Annotated in this window: 30 protein-coding genes and 1 tRNA gene; 15 read left to right on the top strand and 16 right to left on the bottom strand. The window is 54.6% G+C overall.

From position 1 onward, the window contains the following. Positions 1-45: 45 nt before the first annotated feature. Positions 46-300 carry a hypothetical protein gene (locus SIB64_RS16030; RefSeq protein WP_413441175.1) on the bottom strand — a complete coding sequence of 85 codons (255 nt, stop codon included), beginning with the start codon at positions 298-300 and terminating at the stop codon, positions 46-48. Then, positions 297-482, bottom strand: a complete 186-nt coding sequence (locus tag SIB64_RS16025) for a hypothetical protein (protein WP_413441174.1) — start codon at positions 480-482, stop codon at positions 297-299. Before SIB64_RS16025 ends, SIB64_RS16030 begins: the two co-directional genes overlap by 4 nt. A gap of 500 nt (positions 483-982) precedes the next feature. On the opposite strand from SIB64_RS16025, the gene SIB64_RS16020 reads away from it, so the two are divergent. Together SIB64_RS16020 and SIB64_RS16015 are read left to right on the top strand one after the other, a co-directional pair. Next, a complete protein-coding gene (locus tag SIB64_RS16020; protein ID WP_413441173.1) occupies positions 983-2,473 on the top strand; it encodes a cyclic nucleotide-binding domain-containing protein in 1,491 nt (496 codons plus the stop codon). Between the two features lie 456 nt (positions 2,474-2,929). Beyond that, complete coding sequence (locus tag SIB64_RS16015; protein WP_413441172.1) at positions 2,930-3,124, top strand: hypothetical protein; 195 nt, start codon at positions 2,930-2,932, stop codon at positions 3,122-3,124. Positions 3,125-3,316: 192 nt separating this feature from the next. On the opposite strand, the gene SIB64_RS16010 is transcribed toward SIB64_RS16015, so the two are convergent. Together SIB64_RS16010 and SIB64_RS16005 are read right to left on the bottom strand one after the other, a co-directional pair. Next, a complete protein-coding gene (locus SIB64_RS16010; RefSeq protein ID WP_413441171.1) occupies positions 3,317-3,538 on the bottom strand; it encodes a hypothetical protein in 222 nt (73 codons plus the stop codon). Positions 3,539-4,156: 618 nt separating this feature from the next. Then, positions 4,157-4,288 carry a hypothetical protein gene (locus tag SIB64_RS16005; protein ID WP_413441170.1) on the bottom strand — a complete coding sequence of 44 codons (132 nt, stop codon included), beginning with the start codon at positions 4,286-4,288 and terminating at the stop codon, positions 4,157-4,159. 136 nt (positions 4,289-4,424) lie between these two features. Here SIB64_RS16005 and SIB64_RS16000 point away from each other — a divergent pair, with 136 nt between their 5' ends. The 3 genes from SIB64_RS16000 (at position 4,425) to SIB64_RS15990 (ending at position 6,486) form a co-directional block, all read left to right on the top strand. Beyond that, entirely contained in the window at positions 4,425-4,952 is a 528-nt protein-coding gene (locus tag SIB64_RS16000) for a DUF2808 domain-containing protein (RefSeq protein ID WP_413441169.1), read from the top strand. A 207-nt stretch (positions 4,953-5,159) separates the two neighbouring features. Next, a complete protein-coding gene (locus SIB64_RS15995) occupies positions 5,160-5,288 on the top strand; it encodes a hypothetical protein (RefSeq protein WP_413441168.1) in 129 nt (42 codons plus the stop codon). Between the two features lie 535 nt (positions 5,289-5,823). Then, positions 5,824-6,486: a L,D-transpeptidase family protein gene (locus SIB64_RS15990; RefSeq protein ID WP_413441167.1), complete on the top strand. Its 663-nt coding sequence runs from the start codon at positions 5,824-5,826 to the stop codon at positions 6,484-6,486. Positions 6,487-6,521: 35 nt separating this feature from the next. Here SIB64_RS15990 and SIB64_RS15985 read toward each other — a convergent pair whose 3' ends face one another. Genes SIB64_RS15985 through SIB64_RS15975 form a run of 3 tightly spaced genes read right to left on the bottom strand, consistent with a single transcriptional unit; the run spans position 6,522 to position 9,041 of the window. Beyond that, positions 6,522-6,776 (bottom strand): hypothetical protein, encoded by a 255-nt coding sequence (locus tag SIB64_RS15985; RefSeq protein ID WP_413441166.1) that lies wholly within the window; start codon positions 6,774-6,776, stop codon positions 6,522-6,524. Between the two features lie 24 nt (positions 6,777-6,800). Next, the gene (locus SIB64_RS15980; protein ID WP_413441165.1) at positions 6,801-7,577 is read right to left on the bottom strand and encodes a glucosamine-6-phosphate deaminase; all 777 of its coding nucleotides are present in this window, start codon (positions 7,575-7,577) and stop codon (positions 6,801-6,803) included. Between the two features lie 12 nt (positions 7,578-7,589). Further along, positions 7,590-9,041 (bottom strand): SpoIID/LytB domain-containing protein, encoded by a 1,452-nt coding sequence (locus SIB64_RS15975; protein ID WP_413441164.1) that lies wholly within the window; start codon positions 9,039-9,041, stop codon positions 7,590-7,592. A 21-nt stretch (positions 9,042-9,062) separates the two neighbouring features. Here SIB64_RS15975 and rnz point away from each other — a divergent pair, with 21 nt between their 5' ends. Together rnz and psbV are read left to right on the top strand one after the other, a co-directional pair. Next, entirely contained in the window at positions 9,063-10,022 is a 960-nt protein-coding gene (rnz, locus tag SIB64_RS15970; RefSeq protein WP_413441163.1) for a ribonuclease Z, read from the top strand. A gap of 73 nt (positions 10,023-10,095) precedes the next feature. Continuing rightward, positions 10,096-10,608: a photosystem II cytochrome c-550 gene (psbV, locus tag SIB64_RS15965; protein WP_413441162.1), complete on the top strand. Its 513-nt coding sequence runs from the start codon at positions 10,096-10,098 to the stop codon at positions 10,606-10,608. A gap of 94 nt (positions 10,609-10,702) precedes the next feature. Here the strand turns inward: psbV and SIB64_RS15960 are convergent, their stop codons facing one another. The 4 genes from SIB64_RS15960 to serA all read right to left on the bottom strand — a co-directional run bounded on the left by SIB64_RS15960 (position 10,703) and on the right by serA (position 14,146). Next, positions 10,703-11,089 carry a hypothetical protein gene (locus SIB64_RS15960; RefSeq protein WP_413441161.1) on the bottom strand — a complete coding sequence of 129 codons (387 nt, stop codon included), beginning with the start codon at positions 11,087-11,089 and terminating at the stop codon, positions 10,703-10,705. Between the two features lie 129 nt (positions 11,090-11,218). Next, the gene (locus SIB64_RS15955) at positions 11,219-11,518 is read right to left on the bottom strand and encodes a ferredoxin (protein WP_413441160.1); all 300 of its coding nucleotides are present in this window, start codon (positions 11,516-11,518) and stop codon (positions 11,219-11,221) included. Positions 11,519-11,672: 154 nt separating this feature from the next. Beyond that, positions 11,673-12,560, bottom strand: coding sequence for a 50S ribosomal protein L11 methyltransferase (prmA, locus tag SIB64_RS15950; RefSeq protein WP_413441159.1), 888 nt, complete (start codon positions 12,558-12,560; stop codon positions 11,673-11,675). Further along, positions 12,560-14,146 carry a phosphoglycerate dehydrogenase gene (serA, locus tag SIB64_RS15945; RefSeq protein ID WP_413441158.1) on the bottom strand — a complete coding sequence of 529 codons (1,587 nt, stop codon included), beginning with the start codon at positions 14,144-14,146 and terminating at the stop codon, positions 12,560-12,562. The genes prmA and serA overlap by 1 nt, the downstream gene beginning before the upstream one ends. 102 nt (positions 14,147-14,248) lie before the next feature. Here serA and SIB64_RS15940 point away from each other — a divergent pair, with 102 nt between their 5' ends. From SIB64_RS15940 to SIB64_RS15920, 5 genes are all read left to right on the top strand, one after another. Then, positions 14,249-14,749 (top strand): hypothetical protein, encoded by a 501-nt coding sequence (locus SIB64_RS15940; protein ID WP_413441157.1) that lies wholly within the window; start codon positions 14,249-14,251, stop codon positions 14,747-14,749. After that, entirely contained in the window at positions 14,746-15,525 is a 780-nt protein-coding gene (locus tag SIB64_RS15935) for a photosystem II S4 domain protein (RefSeq protein WP_413441156.1), read from the top strand. The genes SIB64_RS15940 and SIB64_RS15935 overlap by 4 nt, the downstream gene beginning before the upstream one ends. A 71-nt stretch (positions 15,526-15,596) precedes the next feature. After that, positions 15,597-15,668 (top strand) — tRNA-Val (locus SIB64_RS15930). Between the two features lie 25 nt (positions 15,669-15,693). Beyond that, positions 15,694-17,082, top strand: a complete 1,389-nt coding sequence (gene murD / locus SIB64_RS15925; protein WP_413441155.1) for a UDP-N-acetylmuramoyl-L-alanine--D-glutamate ligase — start codon at positions 15,694-15,696, stop codon at positions 17,080-17,082. Between the two features lie 99 nt (positions 17,083-17,181). Next, complete coding sequence (locus SIB64_RS15920; protein ID WP_413441154.1) at positions 17,182-17,586, top strand: hypothetical protein; 405 nt, start codon at positions 17,182-17,184, stop codon at positions 17,584-17,586. 287 nt (positions 17,587-17,873) lie between these two features. Here the strand turns inward: SIB64_RS15920 and SIB64_RS15915 are convergent, their stop codons facing one another. Next, positions 17,874-18,398: a type IV pilin protein gene (locus SIB64_RS15915; RefSeq protein ID WP_413441153.1), complete on the bottom strand. Its 525-nt coding sequence runs from the start codon at positions 18,396-18,398 to the stop codon at positions 17,874-17,876. A gap of 190 nt (positions 18,399-18,588) precedes the next feature. Here SIB64_RS15915 and SIB64_RS15910 point away from each other — a divergent pair, with 190 nt between their 5' ends. Further along, entirely contained in the window at positions 18,589-19,059 is a 471-nt protein-coding gene (locus SIB64_RS15910; RefSeq protein WP_413441152.1) for an EVE domain-containing protein, read from the top strand. A gap of 4 nt (positions 19,060-19,063) precedes the next feature. Continuing rightward, positions 19,064-19,804, top strand: coding sequence for a hypothetical protein (locus SIB64_RS15905; protein WP_413441151.1), 741 nt, complete (start codon positions 19,064-19,066; stop codon positions 19,802-19,804). On the opposite strand, the gene SIB64_RS15900 is transcribed toward SIB64_RS15905, so the two are convergent. The 4 genes from SIB64_RS15900 to SIB64_RS15885 form a co-directional block, all read right to left on the bottom strand. Next, complete coding sequence (locus tag SIB64_RS15900) at positions 19,756-20,016, bottom strand: DUF2811 domain-containing protein (RefSeq protein ID WP_413443077.1); 261 nt, start codon at positions 20,014-20,016, stop codon at positions 19,756-19,758. The two genes, SIB64_RS15905 and SIB64_RS15900, sit on opposite strands and share 49 nt — an antisense overlap. Positions 20,017-20,310: 294 nt before the next feature. Next, positions 20,311-20,685 carry a DUF1818 family protein gene (locus SIB64_RS15895; protein WP_413441150.1) on the bottom strand — a complete coding sequence of 125 codons (375 nt, stop codon included), beginning with the start codon at positions 20,683-20,685 and terminating at the stop codon, positions 20,311-20,313. Between the two features lie 52 nt (positions 20,686-20,737). Then, positions 20,738-20,965: a DNA-directed RNA polymerase subunit omega gene (locus SIB64_RS15890; protein WP_413441149.1), complete on the bottom strand. Its 228-nt coding sequence runs from the start codon at positions 20,963-20,965 to the stop codon at positions 20,738-20,740. Between the two features lie 39 nt (positions 20,966-21,004). Continuing rightward, a complete protein-coding gene (locus tag SIB64_RS15885) occupies positions 21,005-21,289 on the bottom strand; it encodes a hypothetical protein (RefSeq protein ID WP_413441148.1) in 285 nt (94 codons plus the stop codon). A 63-nt stretch (positions 21,290-21,352) separates the two neighbouring features. Between SIB64_RS15885 and SIB64_RS15880 the strand changes: the two genes are divergently transcribed. Then, on the top strand, positions 21,353-22,930 hold the full coding sequence (locus SIB64_RS15880) for an Hsp70 family protein (RefSeq protein ID WP_413441147.1): 1,578 nt from the start codon (positions 21,353-21,355) through the stop codon (positions 22,928-22,930). Positions 22,931-22,934 lie beyond the last annotated feature (4 nt).

Raw genomic sequence — 22,934 nt, 5'->3', positions numbered from 1 at the left:
TCGTGTATTTTGTCTTTGCGATGATCAATTTTCAATAACGATTTTTCATAAAAAACTGACAGCTTTGGCAGGATTTTTACGGGTGTTAAGTTGATACGGTTTTGTTGATCTTTCCTGAGTTGTGAGCAGCGCCGACAGCTGTCGCACCACTATATTTGTCTTCTTTAATGTTCTGCTATAGATCTTTATAAAATTAAGCCGCCTTTGTTCCTTCTTTTGCAATGATGTAACGAGCAGGAATCCAAGCAGCTCCGCCAGTAAGGTTTTGTGTTGTTCAATCGATTGTGCAGCATTGTTCATAATTTGATGGTCATTGTTTGAGTGTAAGTTAGTGAATAGGATGAATATAGCGGATGAGGATTTCGAAGAAAGATCTTTCCTTTTTCCAAGAAGCCGCGGAAGAGCTTTGCCAGGAAGGATCTTGCGACTTTCACATCAGGATCAAGGGGTAACGCCAAAGTCATCATTTGCAGCTGCTCCACCAGAGAGGGATTGCTGCTGTGCAAGATCAAGTTCATAGTGGTTAGTCATGAGTGTGACGGTGAAAGATGTCTATGTTCCTCCGATGCAATCACTAGGATCTCACCCATTTCATTCTCTATGCGCTGATTGGAATCATTATGGGATGCGATTTTGGCCAGATGCCTCTACAAAGCCTACTAATTAGTCTTGGCAAAGTATTAATTATATTCGCCTCTCTTTGTGAAATGTATGGGCGCTATTTGTCTGATTTTGCTGTAAAAACTGCGGTATTTTGTTTTTCGTTGACATCCTCTGAAAAGGATCAGGCAAGCTTCTTATTCAATGCGCTTAAGACTTGAATCAACATTGCTTTGCATGGTTTGTTGTCAGATTTTGCTTCAAGATGATATTCTCAAAAGTCGACTATGCGTATCTTAAATTTCACTGTATAGTTTGGCTGAGATCGTTTGTATTGCTGATGTTGCTCGTATTGAATGAAGCAATAAATCAAGGGGGATGAATGTCGCTTATTGTGCGCTTTCTGATCACTCTTGCTGCAACGTGTCTGTTGCTGGCACTCCGTCAGACTAGGGGGCATACGCCAAAATCCCAAAAATTCCCTGTTGGGCTTCCTTTGACTGGCCTTTGGACCTGGACACTTTCGTCACTTCCTATACCGAATTCGCTGCAAAACTATCAGACGACCATAACGACTGTCGGCCAGCTTGCTTTATTGTATGGGCTGCTAAGTTTGTTTGGCTGGTTACTTTTTGACCTTCCAAGAATTAGGGGTTGGTGGAAAACACCTCCAAAAATATTTAATGACATTTGTATAATCGTTTTTGGCGCGATCATTACGCTTGTTGTGCTCCAGCAAGCTGGCGTTAGTTTATCGGGCCTAATTACAACATCTGCTTTCTTGACTGCGGTGATCGGTTTCGCTGCCCAAGAGCCTTTGAAGGATATATTTGGAGGTTTGGGGCTTCAATTTGATCATCCATTTAAGGAAGGTGATTGGATTGAAATTGGCGAATATCGTGGTCAAGTTATCTCTTTGACCTTGATGAACACTTATATCTGCAGTGGACTTGATGGTTGTACCTTGATTATTCCGAATGACACCGTTGCACAGGCTCCACTTCGTAAAATCCAATCCATGAAACCGTTTGGAAATTGTTTTGAGGTTGGATTGGATTACAGTTTTCCGCCTTCTCAGGCCATTGAATTGCTGTTGAGAGTTGTGCATCATCATTCCGATGTTCTTGCTACTCCGCCTCCAAATGTTTGGGTTAAAGAGTTTGATGATAGTGCGATCAATTACGGAATTCAAGTGTGGCATTTGGATCAAGGTGATGTGAAGCGACTTCAGATCCGTGGACAACTTTTGGAGCAGATTTGGTATTCTCTTGAAAGGATTGGTCAAAGTATTCCGTTTCCTGTTCGTACGCTTGCCCGCAAAAAGGATTTGCATTCAGGCCTCTGCCCTGTTCATGCGGACGACCGTCAAAAAACGGTTTGGCTTGCAGAAAGTCAATTTTTTAGTGTTCTCAGTGATTTGCAAATCGCAGAGCTGGCTCCACTAACACGTTGCCTTCGATTTGCGAAAGGAGAGATTGTGATCAAGCAAGGAGAAAGTGGTGACTGCTGTTTCCATGTGATCCAAGGAGCAGTGGAAGTGTTTCAGCAGGATTCACAAGGAACGGAGCACCATCTTGCAGAACTGGGTAAAAAAGAGCTTTTTGGTGAAATGGCAGTTTGCACTAATGAGCCACGTGCAGCAACAATACGTGCGATCGAAGAAACGATTCTGCTAGAAATCGAGCGGCAGGATCTTCGCTTGCTCATCGATCAGGATGCGGCCTTGCTTGAAAAATTGGCCCATCTAGTTCTCGTTCGCCAAGAAGCTACAGGAAAGTTGAACCAGCAGCGTCGCCAAGTTGATGTCAAAAGAAAGAGTCGGTTAATTCGTTCTATGCAGAAGCTCTACAACGTGATTCTCGGGAGTGATTGATATAAGTTGTTAATTGCCTTGGCCGTGTTCGACTGAAATGCTTGCTTCCTATTGCTTCCTCCTGTGAGGGCTCGTTGTTCCGAATGGTTGTCAGAATGTTTACGAATCAATCTGTCTTTTGTTGAATAGCAATCATTTGGTGCATCAATCTCCTTCCCTGAGGGTCAACCCCGCCATTGGAGACGGAGCTGGGGAAGCCGCCGTAACTGCATGACCTGCTTACACGTCTCAGATGCAATGGAATAGCACTGCAGACCCCTGTTGGGCTGGTCAAAACTGATAAGAGCACTGCCGAGGAGTGGGCACTGGAAACAGAAGTGCCAGTGCGTGGTTTAGAGCCGTTGGAACGAGACTGAGTGGCTTCGAGAGTCGGATTGAAGGCTCACTTGTGACAAATGAGAATCGATGATGAGAATGAATCGTTATTTGTGGAGATGGATCGATGATCTCTCCAAGATGCCCGCAACAACCCAACCTCAGCGACTTGAATTACTCAGCTATCAGACAACGGATGGGACAGAGCTGGTTGCTTTAGCCGTTGAAATGGCAGACGATCCAAACGGAGGGATTCAAGTACGGGTGTTGATGGATTCAAAAGTGGTCAACGCTGTAAGCGTCGTTCCGTTGCAGCAAGGTGGCTGTTGCGGCTGAATAGGGACCGCGCAACGCCCGTTCATCAGTCCTCCAATTCCTCAAGACAGTTGAAGAGACCCGAACCGAATCGTTCACCTGCTTTCAGGTTCCAGAATGTCGTTTTTTTCTGGATGGACAGAACGGTGGGGTGCAATGTTGATGGACGGCTTTTCCCCGTCGAACCAGCTTGTTGAAGCAGGCGGGTGAGGGTCAGACGTCGTCCGTCTCATGCTGTTGATCGGATTCCTCGGTATCCCACGCCTTTTCCAGCGCCTGAATCCTGGCCGTACGTTCTGGTGACTCCACGATCACATTCACAGTGCGTGCAGCAAGGGCCTTGCGAACAAGAAGAACGATCAACCAGTAGGCCGTTGCAAACAAACCGCTGAAGTAGAGGAAGCGCAGCAACGCTGAGATCTCCAAGGAAACCATGTTCTAACGGAAGTGCACCTTGACCGCCGCGACTCTCCGTAGGGGAAGACATCGAGGGTGATGCGTTTCTTGGAGCCCTCAAAGCCCATGCCAATGGTTGGTTCCCTAAGAATCAGGCTTTCTCTACCCCTTGGCCGTAACTTCATCCCTTCAGGAGAGAAATGACAACGGAATGCCCCCCTATTCCAGGGCTGGATTGGACTGATTACGAGTAACACCTATTCAACTACGTTCAGAGGATAAACGTTGTTCCGTTGATGCTCCTGAAAATCGGCAAATTCTGGTGAGCAAAGCCCATTTCACGACGTTTCTTTAAGGATATCTCTAGTGATTTGAACCTTTCATCCCTTTTGCGTTCGTCGATTTTGGTGTCTTCATTGTTACCATATTTCCGCAGCCTTGGAATCCAAAATCAGAAACTATCGATTTGAACAACATGATTGAAATTGAAAAAGCCTTCTCTTGGAGGCCAAGTTGTTCGGCTTCGATATTGTTTTTTAGCGCTATTCTGAACTCTGAAGCGAGTGCCCTTGCCGCGCTGTTGGTTTTGTGAAGATGAGGGTCGTCGAGCTGTCTTGGCTGGCTTCATGTTTTGAATAGTTCAGGATTTGGAGCCCTTCATTCGTCGTCTGCTTTGTTCTTGCTCTGTTCAAACCAGGCGGCGAAAGCCAGCGAAATGCTGATGGCGACAGCGGCGCCTAGACAAACAACACCAAATTCCACTGACATACCATCACCGCCGGAGTTCACAGTCTGGCCTGGCGCTCATGACCTGCGAGTCTTTGTTTTGCCTCATAACGAGATGATCCTGGCACCCACCCCTTGGCAAGGTGAGCTTGACCACGGACCTTGAAGGTTGTTGTTGAGTCCTCCGAAATCACCGCCTATGCGTGTCGCACGATTGATTGCTCTCGCTCTTGCTTTCAGTGGAGGTTGCATCAGTGCCGCCCCCAGCAAGGCTCAGACTTTTTTTTCCACTCCGCCAACGAAGATCACGCTTCACAACCCGAGCAAAACGGAGGGCCAACGCAACAGAACGACCCTGAGCATTGCCATACCGGTGCATGCAGGAGCTTCTCTCCGGGGCATCAAGCTCACACAACTCACCAATCTTTATCAATGGGATTGGCGACCAGAGGAGCCCAGTCTCTACACAGGGCCTTACGCATTGCGAGGAGAGGGTGAAAAGGGACGAGCTCGCCTCAAGAGCATCGATGAACCCACCGCCCTCAACATTGTTCTGGGTCCACCAGGACAGCCGGGCGAACAGGTCAACATCGTGATGCGGGGCATCAATCCCAAAGCCGGCATCTATCAGTGGTCTGTTGAATTAATTCCGGATGGACCGGATCCATTGACTTATTCCGGACCAACGCTTCGGCTTGATATTTACGAGAACGAACCGTTTTACTAATCTCCCAACCAGCCAGATCAGGAGTCGCAAGCTGCCGCCTCCCAGCGTTTGTGCCAGGCATAACGCGAACGCCCTCCTTGGTGAACGCCCGGCCTCTACCTCTCGCGCTGGAAGTGATGGATTATCCAGGCAGGTCCTGCTGCTGACCCCCAGAACGCCAGCGTCGAGGCTAGGTGGGTAAGGTTCACGGGAATTGCATTGAGAAAGATGGGTGATTACACCACGGCGATCATCGCGACCATCGTGCTTGTGGTGGTTTTCACCGTACCGGTGGTCTGGCAATTCCTTCAGCCCAATGATGATGATTTTGGAGATCTAACCAAAAAGCCTAAGTAATTCTTGTCGTTGTAAGTTTTATTCGCTGAATTTACGTACGGCTTTTTAATGGTTTGAAGAGGTTTTTTGTTGTTTGTTGTGCGGTATTGATGTGAACTTCTCAAGTCGTTCACCGTTTTAATGGTTGAACCACTCACGACGAAGCTTAATCAACGGCAATCATTAAGGTTCGCTTTGATACTTTAGACCTGTTTAAAGTATCATTCTGAACTACTGTAGGCAAAGAGAAAGCGAAAGCGGTATCTAGTGCTACATCCCGGCTTGCGGCGGTTCAGTTTCGTCCCTAAGCATTTGTTGCCAGACAAGTTTGACCGATGCGACTCATGCAGTACCGAGGTGTTACATATAGTGCTGTCACAAAATTAGAACCTCAAGCGCGTCAGTTGTTTTACAGCCGCACAACGTATGAGCATCGCATCGAAGACTCCCGAAAAAATGTTCAACTTGTTTACCGAGGCACCCCTTACCAATTGCTTCGAGCTTGAGGCCATTCGTTTGCTCGCTCGCCATGATGCACGCATGATCCGATGAGACCATGCGTGCTGCTCTATGCCTCGCCCTGAGTGGTCTGCCGGTTCTACTGGTTGGCTGCAGCATCAACCCTCCCGCCAAGGAGCCTTCAACTGCCAGTCCCACTCAGACGACGCTGAAGATCCTGCTCGATGTTCAGGAGCCTTTCAAAAGCACTGGAGTCCTGAGCAGTGCTTCACAAAATCGAGTCTTCTCAGTTGGCTATGGGAAATACGGTATTTCCTGCGAAGACACGATTTTCATCGAAGGGGTAACACCTATCGGCAAGTTCCGTGTTAATGCAATCTTGAGCGACAGCAAGTTCGAAATGGAGCCTTCATTGGTTGAAAAATCAGGGAAGTCAAGAACTTATCTAGAGCAGAATCTCTTTAAAAATATGAATGCCATCGATTTCAAAGGTGATGGAATATCGCGAGAGTATGGTGATGGTTATATCAGCCTAGCGCCAGTCAATTCCATTCCGCAACCGTTCGAATTTAATGAATATGATGGAAAATTTAGGTGGTACAGTTTTGCTATCCATGGAACCAATAACGAAGAGCGTGTTGGAAAGAAAATTACAGGAGGTTGCTTGAATGTGCCTTCAGAGGATCTCAATATCTTGCTTGAAACAGTAGAGCTTGGTGATGTTGTAGAGATCACTGCGAATGGTCCGTGTGATCCCTGAATTTGAAAATGTTCAAGCCTTAGGCGTGAAGCGGGTCAGGATGATGGCGCAACCTCGTCATCGGATGAGCGTCGAATCAGTTTCGCCAACATCTCCAGTTTTGCGTTTTCTGATTCGGAGGCTCGGCTCGCCATCCAGGCGCTGGCTGCTTTTTGCTGAGCCAGCTGCTGGACAAGAAAAAGTGCTGTTTGCCTGAGTTCCTCCAAGCTTTGGCAATCTTGGATAAACCGCGTCAATTTTTCAGTTTCAAACGTCTGCTCAAGCGGCCGTTCAACTGGGTCGGTGCTCATCGAACCGTGTTCATTGGCCCGAGATTAAGAAGGTTCCATTGCTTCCGCGTCGGCCCAAAGCCAAACCCGCTGATGCAAGCGCAGCCAGCTTGCAGGCAAATGCTCGTCGGGCTGGGTGCTATCCAGCACCTGTCGCAGGATCCTTGCCTTTGCTGCCCCGGTCACGACCAGGTGGATCTCCTCCGCAGCAAGGATTTCTTGCAAACCAAGGGTGATGGCATGCGTTGGAACTTGCCCAGGATTTCCTCCGAACATGGCGGCGTTTTGGAGGCGGGTCGCATCAGACAGTGGAACGACACGGCAGGGGAGGTGAGGTTGGCAGGGGGGTTCATTGAACCCGATATGGCCATTGCTCCCCAGCCCCAGTAACTGCAAGCCAAGCCCTCCGTGCATCTTCAGTGCATCGGAGTACTGCATGGCTGCAGCGTGCCCGTCAGTTGTTGAGCCCTCCGGTAGATGCATTGAACCAAACGGCAGCTGGAGAGGAGAGCCCAGATGCCGTTCCATGAAAGTCCTGTAGCCCTGTGGATCAGCGACTGGCAAGCCGAGGTATTCGTCCAGATTGAAACTTGACCATGCCTCTCTCAACTTGTTCAGATCCGCTTCAGACCAGGCCGCCAAGCGTTGGACCAACGCGGCATAAACAGGCTCCATTGTTCGCCCTGTTGCCAGGCCGAGAGGCTTAAGGGCATCCTCTGCATTGAGGCGCAGACGCAGCTGCCCTTCCAGTTGATCGGCCAGTGCGTCAATTAACTGAGCCTGCGTCGACCGATGCTCAAGCCGAAATGGAAAAGCATGCACGGCGATGCTGGATCAACCTCTCCAGAGTGGCGCTGGTGATGTGAGACGTGCCAGTGATGGATCGAAATAAGCCCTGAATGGCACGACATCCGCTCCTTTGTAGTAATGGCGAAGAATCGTGCGGAAATCGGCTCCTTGCTGTGCCAGCCCGTGGGCACCCCATTGGCTCATGCCAACCCCATGGCCGAACCCCTGTCCGCGGACGAGCAACTTGACGCCACTCTTAGGCAGCGTTTGTGAGCCATAGGGCCAGAACGTCGAAACCGGCAGCCTGAGCACACTCTCTGATGGTGGAGGCACGGCGGCTACGGCGGCTGTGATCCGATCGATGCGGGAACGGGACGCATTAGAGGCAGGCGTTGACCCCTCAATCGCAGGCAAAGGTTGTATCCGCGTGGGCAGAGAGGGCCGTGTCTGGATCTGCCCAGACACAAACTCAAACTGCACCAGTGTGCTCTTTAAACCAAGCCTGCGGCGTAGCTCTCGGCCGCTTATCACAAGGCTGCCCCTGGGCCCCTGGATCCGCGCTTGACGCACCCTGCCGCTGGCGCTGCGTGTCAGGACTGACAGTTTCAAAAGACCTCCGGTCTCTGGAAGTCGCTCGCGCAGGGTTTTGGCATCAAAGCGTTTTTGCCAGCTGTGCACAGGACTGTGTTGGTCGTGATCCAGAACACTCACGAGGTAGGGGAGCTGGTGACGCCAGACCATCCCACTGGCTTCGGTCCTTCCGCCAGAACTGCTGTGGAACACCGCATCAATGAGCCGACCACCGTGCACCAGCACCAGAGCTCTTGTGCTGCTCACGGCCTCTCGGGTGCTCGCCGTCTCGGACTCCACGCCCCTGTACATCTGACTGGCCACCGTTGCCTTGACATCCCAGCCACCTCCTCGACCTTTCTGCCGGAGGGCGTAGGTCCGCGCCGCCACCGCCTGCGCCTGGAGTGCCGCCAGTGGCCATTGATGGGGCATCTCACTGCCCACGACACTGGCGAGATAGGTCTCGATTCCCAGCTGATTCACAACCCGCAACTGGCCTCCGCGACTGCTGATCTGCAAGGCCCCGCGATAGCGACGCTGCCCTAACCAGATGCCGCGTGGATCATCGTTCTCCACCTGCAACGCAGTTCCTACCGCAACTCGTGTGCGTGCTCCATCCATCAATACGCTCAAGCCCCCTGAGCTCAGACGCAGCTCCAATCGCTGAAGAGCGCGAACGCCACCGGGAACACCACGCACTTGCATGGGCAGCGAACCATCCGCCCTCAGCGTGAGACGCTGCCCTTCAAGCAGAAGAACGCGCATCACAGGTTCCCTTGCGGCTGACACCGCAACCGCAGGGGCGATCAGGACAGCAGCGTTCAGGCTGAGCAGAGCAGCGACACCAAAGAGGGGGAAGGAACGCACAACGCCAAAACGGACAGCCCATGGTGCCTTGTCCGTCGAGGGCCAGCCAGATGGCAGCATGACGACTGAGAGCCAGCGGCCTTGCAGGTCACCTTTCTCGGTACCAGTTCAGGAGTCCCGACCCGGGGTCGCAATGTCTCCGCGGTGGCGATGCGGCTGCCGCAAAGGGCAGAAATGTGGCTCTTCGACTGCGGCGAGGGTACGCAGCATCAGTTCCTGCGCAGTGATCTGCGCCTCTCCCAGCTGCGGCGAATTTTCATAACGCACATGCATGGCGACCACGTCTTTGGACTGCCGGGTCTGCTGGCCAGCCTGGGGCTCGCTGGCAACTGCACCGAAGGGATCGACCTCTACGGTCCTGACCCGTTGGAGGACTATCTCAAGGGGGTGCTTCATACAAGCTCTACTCGAATCGGCTACCCATTGACGGTCCATCGCAGCCGTCCCGCTGCCGAGCAGGACTCGGTTCTATTTGAAGACAACGACTTCATTGTTCGGTGCACTCCGCTCAGCCACCGAGTTCCTGCCTATGCCTACCGCGTGGAGCAGAAACCCCGTTCAGGTCGGTTTGACGTGGAGAAAGCGCGTGCGCTTGGTATCCCTCCCGGTCCGATCTATGCGGAGTTGAAACGTGGGGGTTCCGTGAGGCTCGAGGATGGTCGTGTGATTGAAGGATCTGCTCTCTGCGGTGAGGATCGGCCTGGAGTGAGTGTCGTCTATTGCACCGACACCGTCTTCTGCGAAGCCGCAGTGGAGCTGGCACGGGGAGCCGATTTGTTAATTCACGAGTCAACATTTGCGCATGCGGAAGCGGAGATGGCCTTCAAGAAACAGCACTCCACCAGCACCATGGCCGCTCAGACTGCGGCGGCCGCAGGCGTTGGCCAACTGGCCCTGACGCACCTCAGTCCTCGCTACGTCCATGGCAACCCGGTCACCCCGGACGACCTTCTCGCTGAAGCCCAGGCCATCTTCCCAAATAGCGTTGTGGCGAAGGACTTCATGACCTTGGACGTCAAACCCCGCTGCAACAGTTCGTGATCCCGGCACAGAGCACCTTCGCTCCGTGATACAAGGGCTTGGTGCTGACTCCCGTCATACCCCGACATCCTTCATGGACATCTCTTTCTCCTCATTGCGGCGGTCCCTGAAGGGACTGCTTGTTCTGGTGCCAGTGCTGATTGGCCTGGTCATGGCCAGCCCTGCTCAGGCTGCCCGTTGGGACGCAGAAACCCTCACGGTTCCGGTCAACCCTGACGGGATCGATGTCACCTTCTCCGAGCAGGAGATCAACACAGGCCGCAAAGTCTTCAACACAAGCTGTGGCACCTGCCATGCCGGTGGCATCACCAAAACGAATCACAACGTTGGCTTGGACCCCGAAACTCTGGCTCTTGCCACACCACCACGGGACAACGTCGATGCCCTGGTGGATTACATGAAGGACCCCACGTCCTACGACGGTGAGTACAGCATCTCAGAACTGCACCCGAGCATGCGCAGCTCTGAGCTCTACCCCGCAATGCGAGACCTCACCGATGAGGATCTTCGCTTGATGGCTGGCTACATCCTTGTTTCACCGAAAGTTCAGGGAACCGCCTGGGGCGGCGGAAAGATTTATTTCTGATCCCCGTCTGACTGGGAGTGAACTCGTCATCACTGCAATCAAGGGTTCTGAGCTCATTCAGAACCCCACATCATTTTGTATGCCCCGGTGTGCTTCAGGACATTGGGGCTGTTTGTTTGGGAAGAGTGTTCTCAGGACCCAGTGATCGGGGGTGACGGCTGTACCACCATTCCTGCAGATCACGGCTGAACACCCCTGAAAACAACGTGAGCACAGTGGATGTCGGCCGGGATCCAGGCTGCAGCAGCTCGACGGCGTAGGAGGGGCAGCGACGGGCGGCCAGGTCAGGCACGAATCGACGTCCCACCCGGCGCCAGCTCGGCTCTTTGCTTCTCCATGCGATCCGGCAGCAAGGCCATGGCAGTTCTTCGCGGTCAAACAAACGGCAACAGGGCCCGATCACGCGGAAGCTGTACTGCCCCCCAGGACTTGTGTGAACACTGCCGGACTCCAGCAGCGCGTCGACAACAGGGCGGCTCACTGCTGACACAACGGAATCGTTTTCATAGAAGACGGTTCAACAACAAAAAACCACCCCTTTGGAGGGGTGGTCACTGAACTGGGCTCCCATGTTGAGGGAGAACCAGCAGAGCTTGATGGCTCGTCGAGCTCAGTAGAGCTCCTCCTCTGCATGGGTCTTGATGGTGCAGTCAGAAGTGGGATAGGCCACGCAGGTGAGAACGAAGCCAGCTTCGATCTGGTCGTCGTCCAGGAAGCTTTGATCGGACTGATCAACTGTGCCAGCAGTGATCTTGCCTGCACATGTGGAGCAGGCACCGGCGCGGCAGGAGTAGGGAAGATCGATGCCCTGTTCTTCAGCTGCATCGAGGATGTACTGATCATCGGGCACGTCGATGGTCTTGTTCAGACCTTCGCTGTCATTGACCAGGGTGACCTTGTAGGAAGCCATTGATGGTTGGTTGCGTACAGGTGCTCGGAATTCGAGCCTGCAGGACGTCACTTATCTACTGCAAACAGACCCGATTCCCGGCGGTTCCCACAGGTGGCGGGGCAAGGACCAATAGGAGGAGGAACACTGATAAGCAGGGCTTATGGCGTACCCCTCAGCGGCGGCGGATCTCCAGCAGGCCCCAGCGGCCCTGGGAGGCCTGTGCCGAAACCTCCCAGCCAAGTGTTGACAGGACCTCGGTTAATCGGGGTGCCTGATCCACAAGAAGACCACTCAGCAGGCCACGGCCTTGGACGTTCAACACGTCGTCAAAGCCAGGAGCCAGGGCCTCGATCACCGGGGCGAGGATGTTGCAGAGCAGCAGATCGGCTCGGCGACCGGCAAGCTGCGCGAGCAACGTCTCCACTGAGCCCAAGCCCACCTGGAGCTGCTGCTGAGACCGCTTGTTCAACGCCCGGTTGTCGACCGTCGCCCGCACCGCCAGGGAATCGGTGTCAGCCGCCACAACGGCCTCTGCTCCCAGCCCCAGTGCCGCCAGCCCAAGAACGCCGCTGCCACATCCGAGATCTGCAACGAGCGCACCATCCGGAGGTGCCTGCTCCAGCGCCTCAAGACAGAGACGGGTTGTGGGATGACTGCCCGTTCCGAAGGCACTGCCTGGATCCATGCGGATCACCAGACGATCGGCGTAGTCGTTGGGTGGCTCGAGCCAGGCCGGCAAAATCAAAATGCCAGTACCGACAGGGTCCGGCTGCCAATGCTGTTTCCAGCTCAAACTCCAGTCTTCATCAGCCACTTCATCCCAAGACCCGTCCGGCAGAGTCAACCCAAAGGGCTCCGCCAGAGGCCGAAGGCTGGCAATCAACTGGCCACGATCCGCTTCCGACCATTCCGATTGCGGAAGCCAGAGCAGCAGTGTCTTGCGTTCAGGTGATTCCGGCGCGTGCTGGAGGGCGTGGCGATGGAGGCCGAGATCATTCAGTTTCCAGAGGCATGACTCCTCCAGTTCCGGCGGACAAGGAAGCGTGAGTCGCCACCACATCAGAGGGTGACTGGGTGCGCTTCCTGGATGCCGTTCACTGCCTTGATGGTCTCAAGAACGGTTGTTGGCACAGGATCATCGATGCTGAGCACCATGACGGCATCGCCCCGGACGATGCGACGCCCCACCTGCATCGAGGCGATGTTGACGTTGTGCTCACCAAGCAATGAACCGAGGTGACCAATGATCCCTGGCATGTCACGGTGTCTGGTGAAGAGCATGTGGCGGCTGGGTGAGACATTGACCGGGTACTCGTCGATGCTTGTGATGCGCAGTTCACCACCGGCGAAGACGGCTCCGATCACACTGCGGGTTCCCTGATCACCTTTGGTTTTCAGCTGGAGCGAACCACCCGCGAAGTCACGGCTGGATTCGTCTTTAACCTCAATGACCTGAATACCGCGGGCCTCAGCCTCGAGCGAAGCATTGACGTAGTTGATGCTGTCGCCCAGCACCGCACCCAGCAGACCTTTCAATGCTGCGATCACCAGGGGCTGGGAGGGGTGGCTGGCGAACTCACCCTGCAGGCGCAATTCCAGTTCCTGAACTTGGCCTCCGGACAGCTGACTGACAAGTAGACCAAGGGTCTCCGCAAGCTGGAGATGGGGCTTGAGTCGCTCCATGATCTCGGCACTGAGACCGGGAATGTTCACGGCACTGCGGGCAGGCAGCCCCAGCAACACATCCCGGATCTGTTCGGCTACATCAATGGCCACGTTCTCCTGCGCCTCCTCCGTTGAAGCTCCGAGGTGGGGAGTGAGCACCAATCCCCGCTCCACCGTGCGCAGCGGTGAGTCTTCCGCCAGAGGCTCACTGGCAAACACATCCAGGCCTGCACCAGCGATCACGCCGTTTTCAACCGCCTCGGCGATGGCAGCTTCATCCACCACACCTCCACGAGCGCAGTTCACGATGCGCGCGCCCGGTTTCATTGTGCGCAGCAGCTCCGCATTCACAAGATTCTCGGTGTCCTTTGTGCGAGGGATGTGCAGCGTGACGTAATCAGCCTTACGGAAGAGCTCATCCAGCTGTGTGAGTCGAACCTGCATTTTCTGGGCACGGTCCGCTGCGATGAATGGGTCGTAGGCGATCACATCCATCCCCATGGCTTTGGCGACCCGCGCCACATGGGAACCGATCTTTCCCAGACCAACAACACCCAGGGTTTTCTTGTAAAGCTCGTTGCCGACAAATTTCTTGCGATCCCATCGACCGGCCCGCATGCCCGCATGGGCCTGAGGCACATGCCTCGAGAGGGAGAGCATCATCGCCAAAGCATGCTCAGCTGCCGCGATCGTGTTGCCCTCAGGCGAGTTCACCACCAGAACACCGCGCTGCGTTGCGGCGGGCACATCCACATTGTCCACCCCCACTCCGGCACGGCCGATGATCTTGAGGCGTGAAGCAGCCGCAATGACAGCGGCGGTGACCTGGGTCCCTGAACGAATCATCAGGCCGTCGTAATCCCCGATGATTCCGATCAGTTCCTGCTCCGAGAGTCCGGTGCGCTGATCAACCTGCGCCACATGGCTCAGGATGTCGATCCCGGCTTTATCAATCGGATCGGATACCAGAACTTTCGTCATGAAAGGGCGCTGAACTGCCGCGCAGAACTGTAATGAGCAGACTTCACTACCCCCCTCACTTCCAAGGAGGGGTTCAGAATTCAAACGATCTGATGTGAGCGGATGGCAATCTGTGTGGTGGTGCTCTCCCAGGAGACGGCTGCTGATCAACTGGCAGAGCAGCTTCAAACTGCCGATTTACCTCTGCTCCAGTGCCAAGTCATCGCACCGACAGGTGACGCGATTGAGCGGATTGAACTGTTGAACCCCAATCTCATCCGCAATCGACGTCAGAAAACAATGGCCCGGTGGTTGATGCCCTTTGGATTCTTCGCAGGGGTGACTTTCACCAAGATCACCACACTGACCACCTTCGCGAGCTTCGGGCCTTGGGGTGAGCCTCTGATTGGTGGTCTGCTCGGAATGGGATCAGGCCTGATGGGGAGCTATGCGGCAGCTGCGAGTGTCGCGTCGGACAATGAAGATGGTGTGCGGATCCTGCGCAATCGCCGCGAGGAAGGCCGCTGGTTGCTGCTTCTGGAAACTCCCGTTGGAATTGAGGTGCCCTGGCAGACCGTGCAACGCAGCCGCCCTGTCCAGGTGGTGCGCCTGAGCGAACTGTGAATCTTCCGCGCGACACGCTGCTGGAGGGCAGCAGTGATCCGGATGGATTGCAGGGGCTGATCGATCTTGCTACTGAAGTTCTTCGAACCTGGCAACCGGCTTGGAGCACCTTTCTCGAAGCGCCTCTGCAAGAGGAGGCCTTGGAGCGGCTGGGTTCCCTGAGCGAACTCCGCTGGCAGCGTCAGGGCGGACATCCGGGGGCTGAGCGGTGCCGCCTGCTCTGTTGCAGGGTCGATGACGGCAGCCTCGAACCGCTGCCAATTCAGGGACTGCGGATCGAAGGCAATTTTCTCTTCGATCCGCTCAGTCCCAATGACCTCCGTGCTGCCTTGGTTGATATGGGTGCCATGCCCAACGAACTGGGTGATATCTGGGTGCGGGGTGATCGGGGCGGGCAAGCCCTTTGCAGTCCTGAATGCGCCGATCGCCTGAATGGTCAGAGCGGCAGAGTCCGGGAGGTAGAGATTCTCTGTGAGTCGGTTGCGATCGACGCCCTTCAACTTCCCCCACAACGGGCACCGCGCATACTGAGCAGCGTGGAAGCCTCCTGCCGAGTTGATGCGATCGCTTCAGCGGGATTTGGCCTGTCAAGAGCCAAAGTGGTCAGTCAGATCAAGGCAGGGCGTTTACGACTGAATTGGCAGGCGGTGCGGCAAGCAAGTCGTGAGCTCCACGTGGGCGACCGACTGCAATTGCAGGATCGTGGTCAGTTGGAGGTACTGTCGATGTCGCGCACAAAACGGGAGCGCTGGCGTGTGGAGATGCGCCGCACCTGAACAAGACCATCGACTGCTACTGTTTATGCTCGATCAAACAAAGATCACGACGATCCAATGTTGATCAGTAAGGGCGATTAGCTCAGGGGTAGAGCACTACATTGACATTGTAGGAGTCACTGGTTCAAATCCAGTATCGCCCACTTTTCAGTCAGGGACTGACCTTTGATGGAACGCACGATTGTCGTGGGGCTGGGGCGCTCCGGCATTGGTGCAGCCAAACTCTTGGCGTCTCAAGGTCATCAGGTCAGCCTGATTGAGCGCGGCGACTCTCCAGAATTCGCTGGAATCGCTGCAGCCCTAAAGGCTGACGGCATCGATGTGCAGTTGGGGGTTCCGCTGGAGCTTGCCAGCTTCAGACCATGGACTGGATCGATCCGATGCGTGGTGATCAGTCCAGGGATCCCCTGGGATCACTCCACCCTTGTCGCTCTCCGAGGCGAAGGGGTGCCTGTCATCGGTGAGATGGCAGTGGCCTGGCATGCCTTGCGCGAGATTCCATGGGTCGGAATCACTGGCACCAACGGTAAAACCACCGTCACCCATCTGCTAAATCACGTTCTTCAATCGGCCGGTCTCAATGCCCCCATGGGAGGGAATATGGGAGTGTCTGCTGCGGAAATGGCACTGTTGATCAGCAGTGCGCCATCAATGTCGCCCGATTGGTTGGTGATGGAACTGAGCAGCTATCAGATCGAAGCGGCAGCCGATATCTCGCCGCGGATCGGTCTGTGGACAACACTCACCCCGGATCATCTGGAACGGCACGGTTCCCTGGAGGCCTACCGAGCGATCAAGCGCGGTTTGCTCGAGCGATCGGAACTGGCCATCTTCAATGCCGACGACCCGGATCTGCGCCAGCAACGCCGCAGTTGGAAGGGAGGTCTCTGGGTCAGTGCCGAAGGACCTAATCCTGATGGGCAACCAGCAGACCTCTGGATCGATGCCAATGGCATGGTCCAGGACGCTTCCGGGCCGATGTTTTCCGCGTCTGCGTTATCCATGCCGGGAGATCACAACCGTCAAAACCTGTTGATGGTCACCGCTGCCGCTCGGGCAATCGGCTTGAGCAGCCAGCAGATCGAAACGGGCCTGAAAAGTTTTCCAGGTGTGCCTCACCGACTGGAAGCACTCAGTGCCGTGGGCGATGTGACCGTTTTCAATGACAGCAAAGCCACCAATTACGACGCCGCCGAAGTTGCGCTTCGTGCCATGCCGTCAACAACAGTGGTGCTGGCTGGCGGCCAGACCAAGCAGGGCGACTCCAGGGGCTGGCTCCAACAACTTCACAACAAGGCCTGCAGCGTTGTGCTGTTCGGCGCAGGCGCTCAGGAGCTGAAGACCTTGATCAGCGCGAGTCGATTCCAAGGTGAGCTGCACTGTTGCGATGATCTGTCCAAGGCCGTCCCATTGGCGCTGGAGGCTGCAAAGCGACTTGGTGCCGCATGCATGCTGCTTTCACCAGCGTGCGCCAGTTTTGACCAGTATCCCGACTTTGAAGCCCGGGGTGACCATTTCAAGCAATTGGTCGAACAGCACCGTGAAATGGCCGCTTGATCATCAGCTGCTCAAGTGGTGTCCGTACACCTGCCTAAGCCGTCAGCAGCATCGTTTGAGTGTTGTGTTTAGGGTCGAATCAAGGCAGTTTGAAGTCCGATGGCGATCAATCCGCACATCGCTCACCACACAGGACGTTATCGTCGGATTAACAAAACCAAAAAGAGTGTTCTCTGGAAACTGATACAACCAAAGACCCAGGGTCCAATCATCCACTTTGTTGAGCATCAATCAAAATCCAGGCAAACAAGTCTGTACCTTGACAATGGAAACAATCAGTTGGATCGCGATGAAGATATCTTGTTGAGCCGTCATTGTTCGAAGATAGTTGCTCTTAAGCAGAGAAAAGGTCGTTTTGAAGTTGACATTTATCGGATAGTGTCTGCCCCTGATTTCAGCGATAATGAGCCCGGTTGGGTTGGCCCAGGTAGGATGGTGGGCATTGGGTCAGAGATTAGTATGGATAACGAGCTGTCTTTCACTATTACGGAAGACCTCTTTTAGTAATATGGTACGGAAAATATTGTTCGAATAGCAGAACTGCTTTAGTGGTGGTGATCAAAAATAAATTTTTTGAGTCGTAAATTTCTTGTATAGTTTTGCCAGATGTGCCTTTAATTCTTGTTGGCTGATGGGGCTGACGTGGCTTTGACTAACGAAGGGGCAAGGAAAATCAATGTCTATATTGATTATTGCATCTTTTGATTGATTGTTTTGCTGGCCTGATTTACAGTGATATTCAATCCAAAATATGTTTGTGTTTTTAGCCGCGGCAGAGGGTAGAAAATTAATTAACACACAAGCACTGGTGCAGTTGCCTCCAGCTGATATTCAAGAGTTTTTCTTGTCCACAACCTATTGGGATTAGATAGGTTGGTATTCATGCATTCTGCTTCAATTTTTACAGGTGTAGTCCTCGATCTTACTTGAATATACACTCTGAGCATTGTGCCAGAGATATGTCTCAAGCCAAAAGCCGAATAATTGAAGTCGCGGCTGGCTAAAGTGGCCCTCTTGGTTTCCTCCTTCAAGAATTTTTCGACCTGAAAGGCATCTTGGCCTTCTAGAATCAAGACATCGACCTGTTTCCAGATTGCTGCACGAATGCTCTGTGCTTCCGTGAGCCTCGCTTTCTCGACATGGGATGCAAGCCTTGGAATAGCCACAGCGCTAAGTATTCCCACAATAACTGTAGTCACCACTAATTCGATCAATGAAAAACCATTTTTAAACTCTGAATTGTTGAAGATAAGTTGTTTTGGTTTCATTCGAGTTAGTCGTTTTAGTTTAATTAAAACCAAGGCGTTTGAAGTCATATATGTTTGTTGAATTCAAAATTCAGGATCGACTATTGAGCATCCTATTGATGCGCGCCTCGATGCATCGTCAAGGTTCAGGGCCAGCGTTGAGTTCCAGATCGGTCGCAAGCATTCAGATCGAGCGCCAGAAGATGCACTGATGTATCGATCTAGAATCATTTCAAGAGCCATTCAGGGACAACACCCAATGTCTTCTCCTTCTTTCTGGTTGATGAAGAGTGAACCTGATGTGTATGGCATTGATCACCTCAAGCATGAAAGCACAACTCTCTGGGATGGGATCCGCAATTACCAGGCGCGTAATTTCATGCGGACCATGCAACCTGGCGATCAAGCTTTTTTTTATCACTCCAATTGCAAGCCCCCCGGCATCGTTGGCCTCATGGAAATAATCGAGACCCAATTGGTTGATCCAACCCAGTTTGATCCGGGTGCGAAGTATTACGACCCAAAATCCAGTCCTGAGAAACCGCGATGGGATTGCGCCAAGCTGAAGTATCTCGGTCGGTTCAAAGAGATGCTCAGTCTCGAGCGCCTGCGTGAGCTCTTCACTGAAGAACAATTGCCGGTGATCAAACGCGGCAATCGCCTATCGATCTTGCCTGTGCCCCAAGCAACGGCAAACGACCTGCTCGAGCGGCTTGGGCCACTTCTCTGAACACTTGGATCGATCGGTCGGCACCCATGAGCAGTTGCCACTGCTGACTCTTCTGCCCCGTGCCTGGATTGCCTTCGGAAAGGCTCCATGGCAGTGCGTGGGGCGCTCAACCCTCGTCTTGCTCAGCGCCACCGGATTGGCCGTGGTGGGGCAGGATCTCAGGCTGGTCGAGACCGATTGGCTGGCGAAAATCGGTGACCTCGCTGTTGTTCTGAGCCTGATCGTTCCTTTGATCCCCCTGATTTGGCTGCTCCAACTGGCGGATGATCTTTTGCCGGGAGGTGACCCACCCAAGCCTCCGGTTCGCTGGCGTTGGTTATGGCGTCAAAGCGGCTCCCTGATTCTCCTGGAAACGGTGGTGGCGACGGGTGGGCTGGCCGTGATTCAAAGCCTCAGCTGGATCTTCAGCCGGATCAGCACCACGTTGGCGGGCGTGGTCGTGGTGATCGGTGGCTTGTTTTTAATCAGCTGGCTGTTCAGTCAGATTCTGGCTTTGCCCCTGCTTGTTCATCACCGCTATCGGGCATTGCAGGCGATGGATCACAGCCGACAGCTGGTCCGCCACAACATTCTGAAGGCGATGGCTCTGATCGGGATGTTGATCGGCCTGAACCTGCTGGGCCTGATTGGAGCCACCTTGGGGCTGTTGCTCTCACTGCCATTCAGCGCCTTGGTTCTGATGAGCTGCTGCCGCACTCAAACCCCATGGAGCAATGATTCCCGTCGAAACATGTTCCCTACATAAACACGGGTGATTTCACGGGACTCGATGCCGTTCTGCACCAGAAAGCCGGCCAGAGCAGCCTGCACAAGTCGGTATTGATCCCAGTTGGGGTGAAGCTCAATGAATTTCACCATCGCCTCCTGAAGAGGCAGGGGTAATTCCGCTTGAAAGCTGACGACGCACTCGCCGTTGGGTTCGGTCTGATCCAAATCTGCTCGTGGCTCCACGCTCATGGACAACACCACTTCTCCACATGACGGGGACCGAGTCAAGGGTGCGTCAGAACACACATTTGCAAGCTTCTCCGCCTGAGACCCAAGCGACAGCAAGCCTGCAGCGCAATGAAAGTCGGCAAATGACAAAAAGATCGACTCGGAGGGGAAACCGTCAAGGGGAATCCAACTCCCATCGCCTTTTCCCCAGACAAAAGCCGCCAAGCGACGTTCTTGCTCCTCACCTGTGGAAAACCTGTGCAAAGCTCTTGCGAACCTGCGGAATGATCGATGAAAGCTTTTTCATAAGCCTCCTTAATCATTGTTCGAGTCCAGCATCGTTCTCATGGTCGCGACCATTGCCGCTGCCGCAGGATTCGGCCAATGCCCCTCCGCTCCACGGCCTTGTTCAGCGGTCAACACAACCGAGAGACTCCAGCTGTCGCGGTTTCCCTCCAGTTCGCCCCACCAGACGCCGCGTTCGAGCTCGATGCTGATAGCTTCCTCCGCCATCAGCTGAGACACAAGACGCTGATGCTGCTCCTGCAACTCGGCAAGCAGCGCCACCAGGCTTCGCCATTCCCCATCGGTGAGTTCTACTGCCCAGGAGGCTCCGCCGATCAGAACGCAAAATTGGCCACGAGCTGGATCCCGGGCCAGACGCCAACCAGGCCCCTCCTGCTGGATCACATCCAGCGGGCCGTAAGCCGTCTAATCCTGTACGTTCCTTGCCCGGTCGGATTCATCCAGGCAGCAAATCAGGCTGATCCTGTTCATCACTCAACTCAACAATCGCTCGCTGCACCGGCTTCACGCTCGACTCCTCCAAGAGGCCATCAAAGTCATCGAAGCGACGCTGCTTCGCACGAAAAGCAATGCGAACCGTCGTGAGATAGCGGTTGCTCGACTGGCGAATCAGGCTTTCCCCACGCTTGGCCAGATCTTTAGCTTCAACTCCGGCCGAATTCATCGGGGTCTTCCAGGAATCCATCACTTTAAACATCTGTTATCAAGCCAATTGGTCACTTCTGAATGGCACGTGCATGGGATAGGTCCGTTGACGCGCTCCAGGCACTCTGAGCACGATCTGGCGACCAAGCCCCAAAGCGGCTAAGGGCAGCCGTAGGTAACTCAACAGACCACTCACTTCCTCAAGGTGCGCCATATCCACACATTCGATCCGAATGCTGCCCCAACTGCGACGCATGCGACAGTCCCGGAGGGGCTCCAGCTTCTCCTCCAAGCGGGGATCCTCCCGGTAAAACGAGAAGATCAGCTGCTGCAAGCGATCCATCCGAGCGAGTCCCCATAATCTCAATCTGACTTCAACGTGCCCATAAGCCGGGAGTGCGACCGCGTGGGAGAAGAAAAGCTTCAACATTCCGCCCGTTCGGGCACCCTTGCGATCGATCTCGGCAGCACCACAACCGTGGTGGCTTTCCAGGCGGAGGATGCAGACAGGGCTCAACTGCTCGATCTCCCCCCGATCAGCCGCCGCAGCGGTGAGGTACCCAGCCTGGTCTGGACCCGGGCAGGCGATGCCCCGCTGGTTGGGCAACAGGTAATCGAATCGGGCCTTGCCGATCTTCAGGACCCAAGACTCGCCACCGATTTCAAACGCGCCATCGGCAGTGAAACAGGCAACCGCGATGCGGAGAACGCCGGAGAACAGCTCTTACAGCAAATCTGGTCCCATCTGCCCGAACAGGGCCGTCTTAGGCGTCTGGTGCTGACAGCGCCCGTTGAGCGATATCGAAGTTATCGCCAGTGGCTGCTTCAAGCCTGTGAACGGCTGCCGGTGGAGGAGATCGCTCTTGTCGACGAGCCCACCGCAGCGGCTCTGGGCGCCGGCTTGCCGGCCGGTGCCCGTCTGCTGGTTGTGGACCTGGGTGGCAGCACGCTTGATCTCGCCCTTGTCGCCCTGGAGGGAGGCGAAGGGAAGGCGGCTCCGATCGCCCAACTGCTTCGCCTCCAGGGCCGCTCACTCGGTGATGCCAGCTGTCAGAAGCTCCGCACTGCGCGGGTCCTTGGCAAAGCCGGTCTTCGTCTTGGAGGGAGAGACATCGATCGCTGGATCGTTGGGCGCTGCTATCCGGACTTGAAGCCTTCCCAGGCTGCACTGAATGCCGCCGAGCGCCTGAAATGTCGCCTCAGCGACAGGGAGTTGCCCGAAAACCAGGTTTTGAGCGAATCCTTCACCAATTCCCCTGAAGAGGTGGAACGGATGATGCAGCTGTCCCGCAGAAGCCTCGACGAATTGCTTCAGGATCAGGGCCTCGATGAAGCTCTGGCTCAACTCCTCGAAACCACCATGACCGGTGGTCGACAGCACGGTTGCGATCTGGACGGCCTCCAGGGGGTCGTGGCCGTCGGTGGCGGAGCGCAGATGCCCTGGCTGAGGCGATGGTTGGCACTGCACACCCAACCGGCACCACTGCTCACACCACCACCGGTTGAAGCCGTCGCTTTGGGGGCGTTGCAGCTCACGCCTGGTGTCTCAGTTCGCGATGTACTCAACAACGGCGTCTCGCTTCGTGTCTGGGATCAGCGAAGCCATCGCCATCGCTGGCATCCCCTTTTTGTTGCCGGCCAGCCATGGCCCAGCAGCGCTCCTCTGGAGCTGCGCATAGCAGCGAGCCGCCCAGAACAGACTGAGTTGGAATTGGTGCTCGGGGAACCCTCCGCCGATGGCCGACACGATGTGGTCTTCATCGATGGGATGCCCACTCTGCGCCGGCGTGACGCGGGCGAAACAACCCATCAGACCTGGGAGGACCCCGAGCTCGTTCTGCCTCTGGATCCACCGGGGGATATCGGTGAAGACTGCCTGAAACTGGAGCTTCGGATTGATTCGGATGCCCAGCTGATTGTCGAGATCACTGATCTGCGAACCGGTCTGACATTGCCTTCTCGACGTCTCGGGACCGTGCGATGAAGCT

This window comes from Synechococcus sp. MIT S1220 (assembly GCF_047303025.1).
In the GTDB taxonomy this organism is placed as follows: Bacteria; Cyanobacteriota; Cyanobacteriia; order PCC-6307; family Cyanobiaceae; genus Parasynechococcus.
The sequence above is the reverse complement of the archived record's forward strand: the minus strand, read 5'-3'. Positions and strand labels throughout refer to the sequence as shown.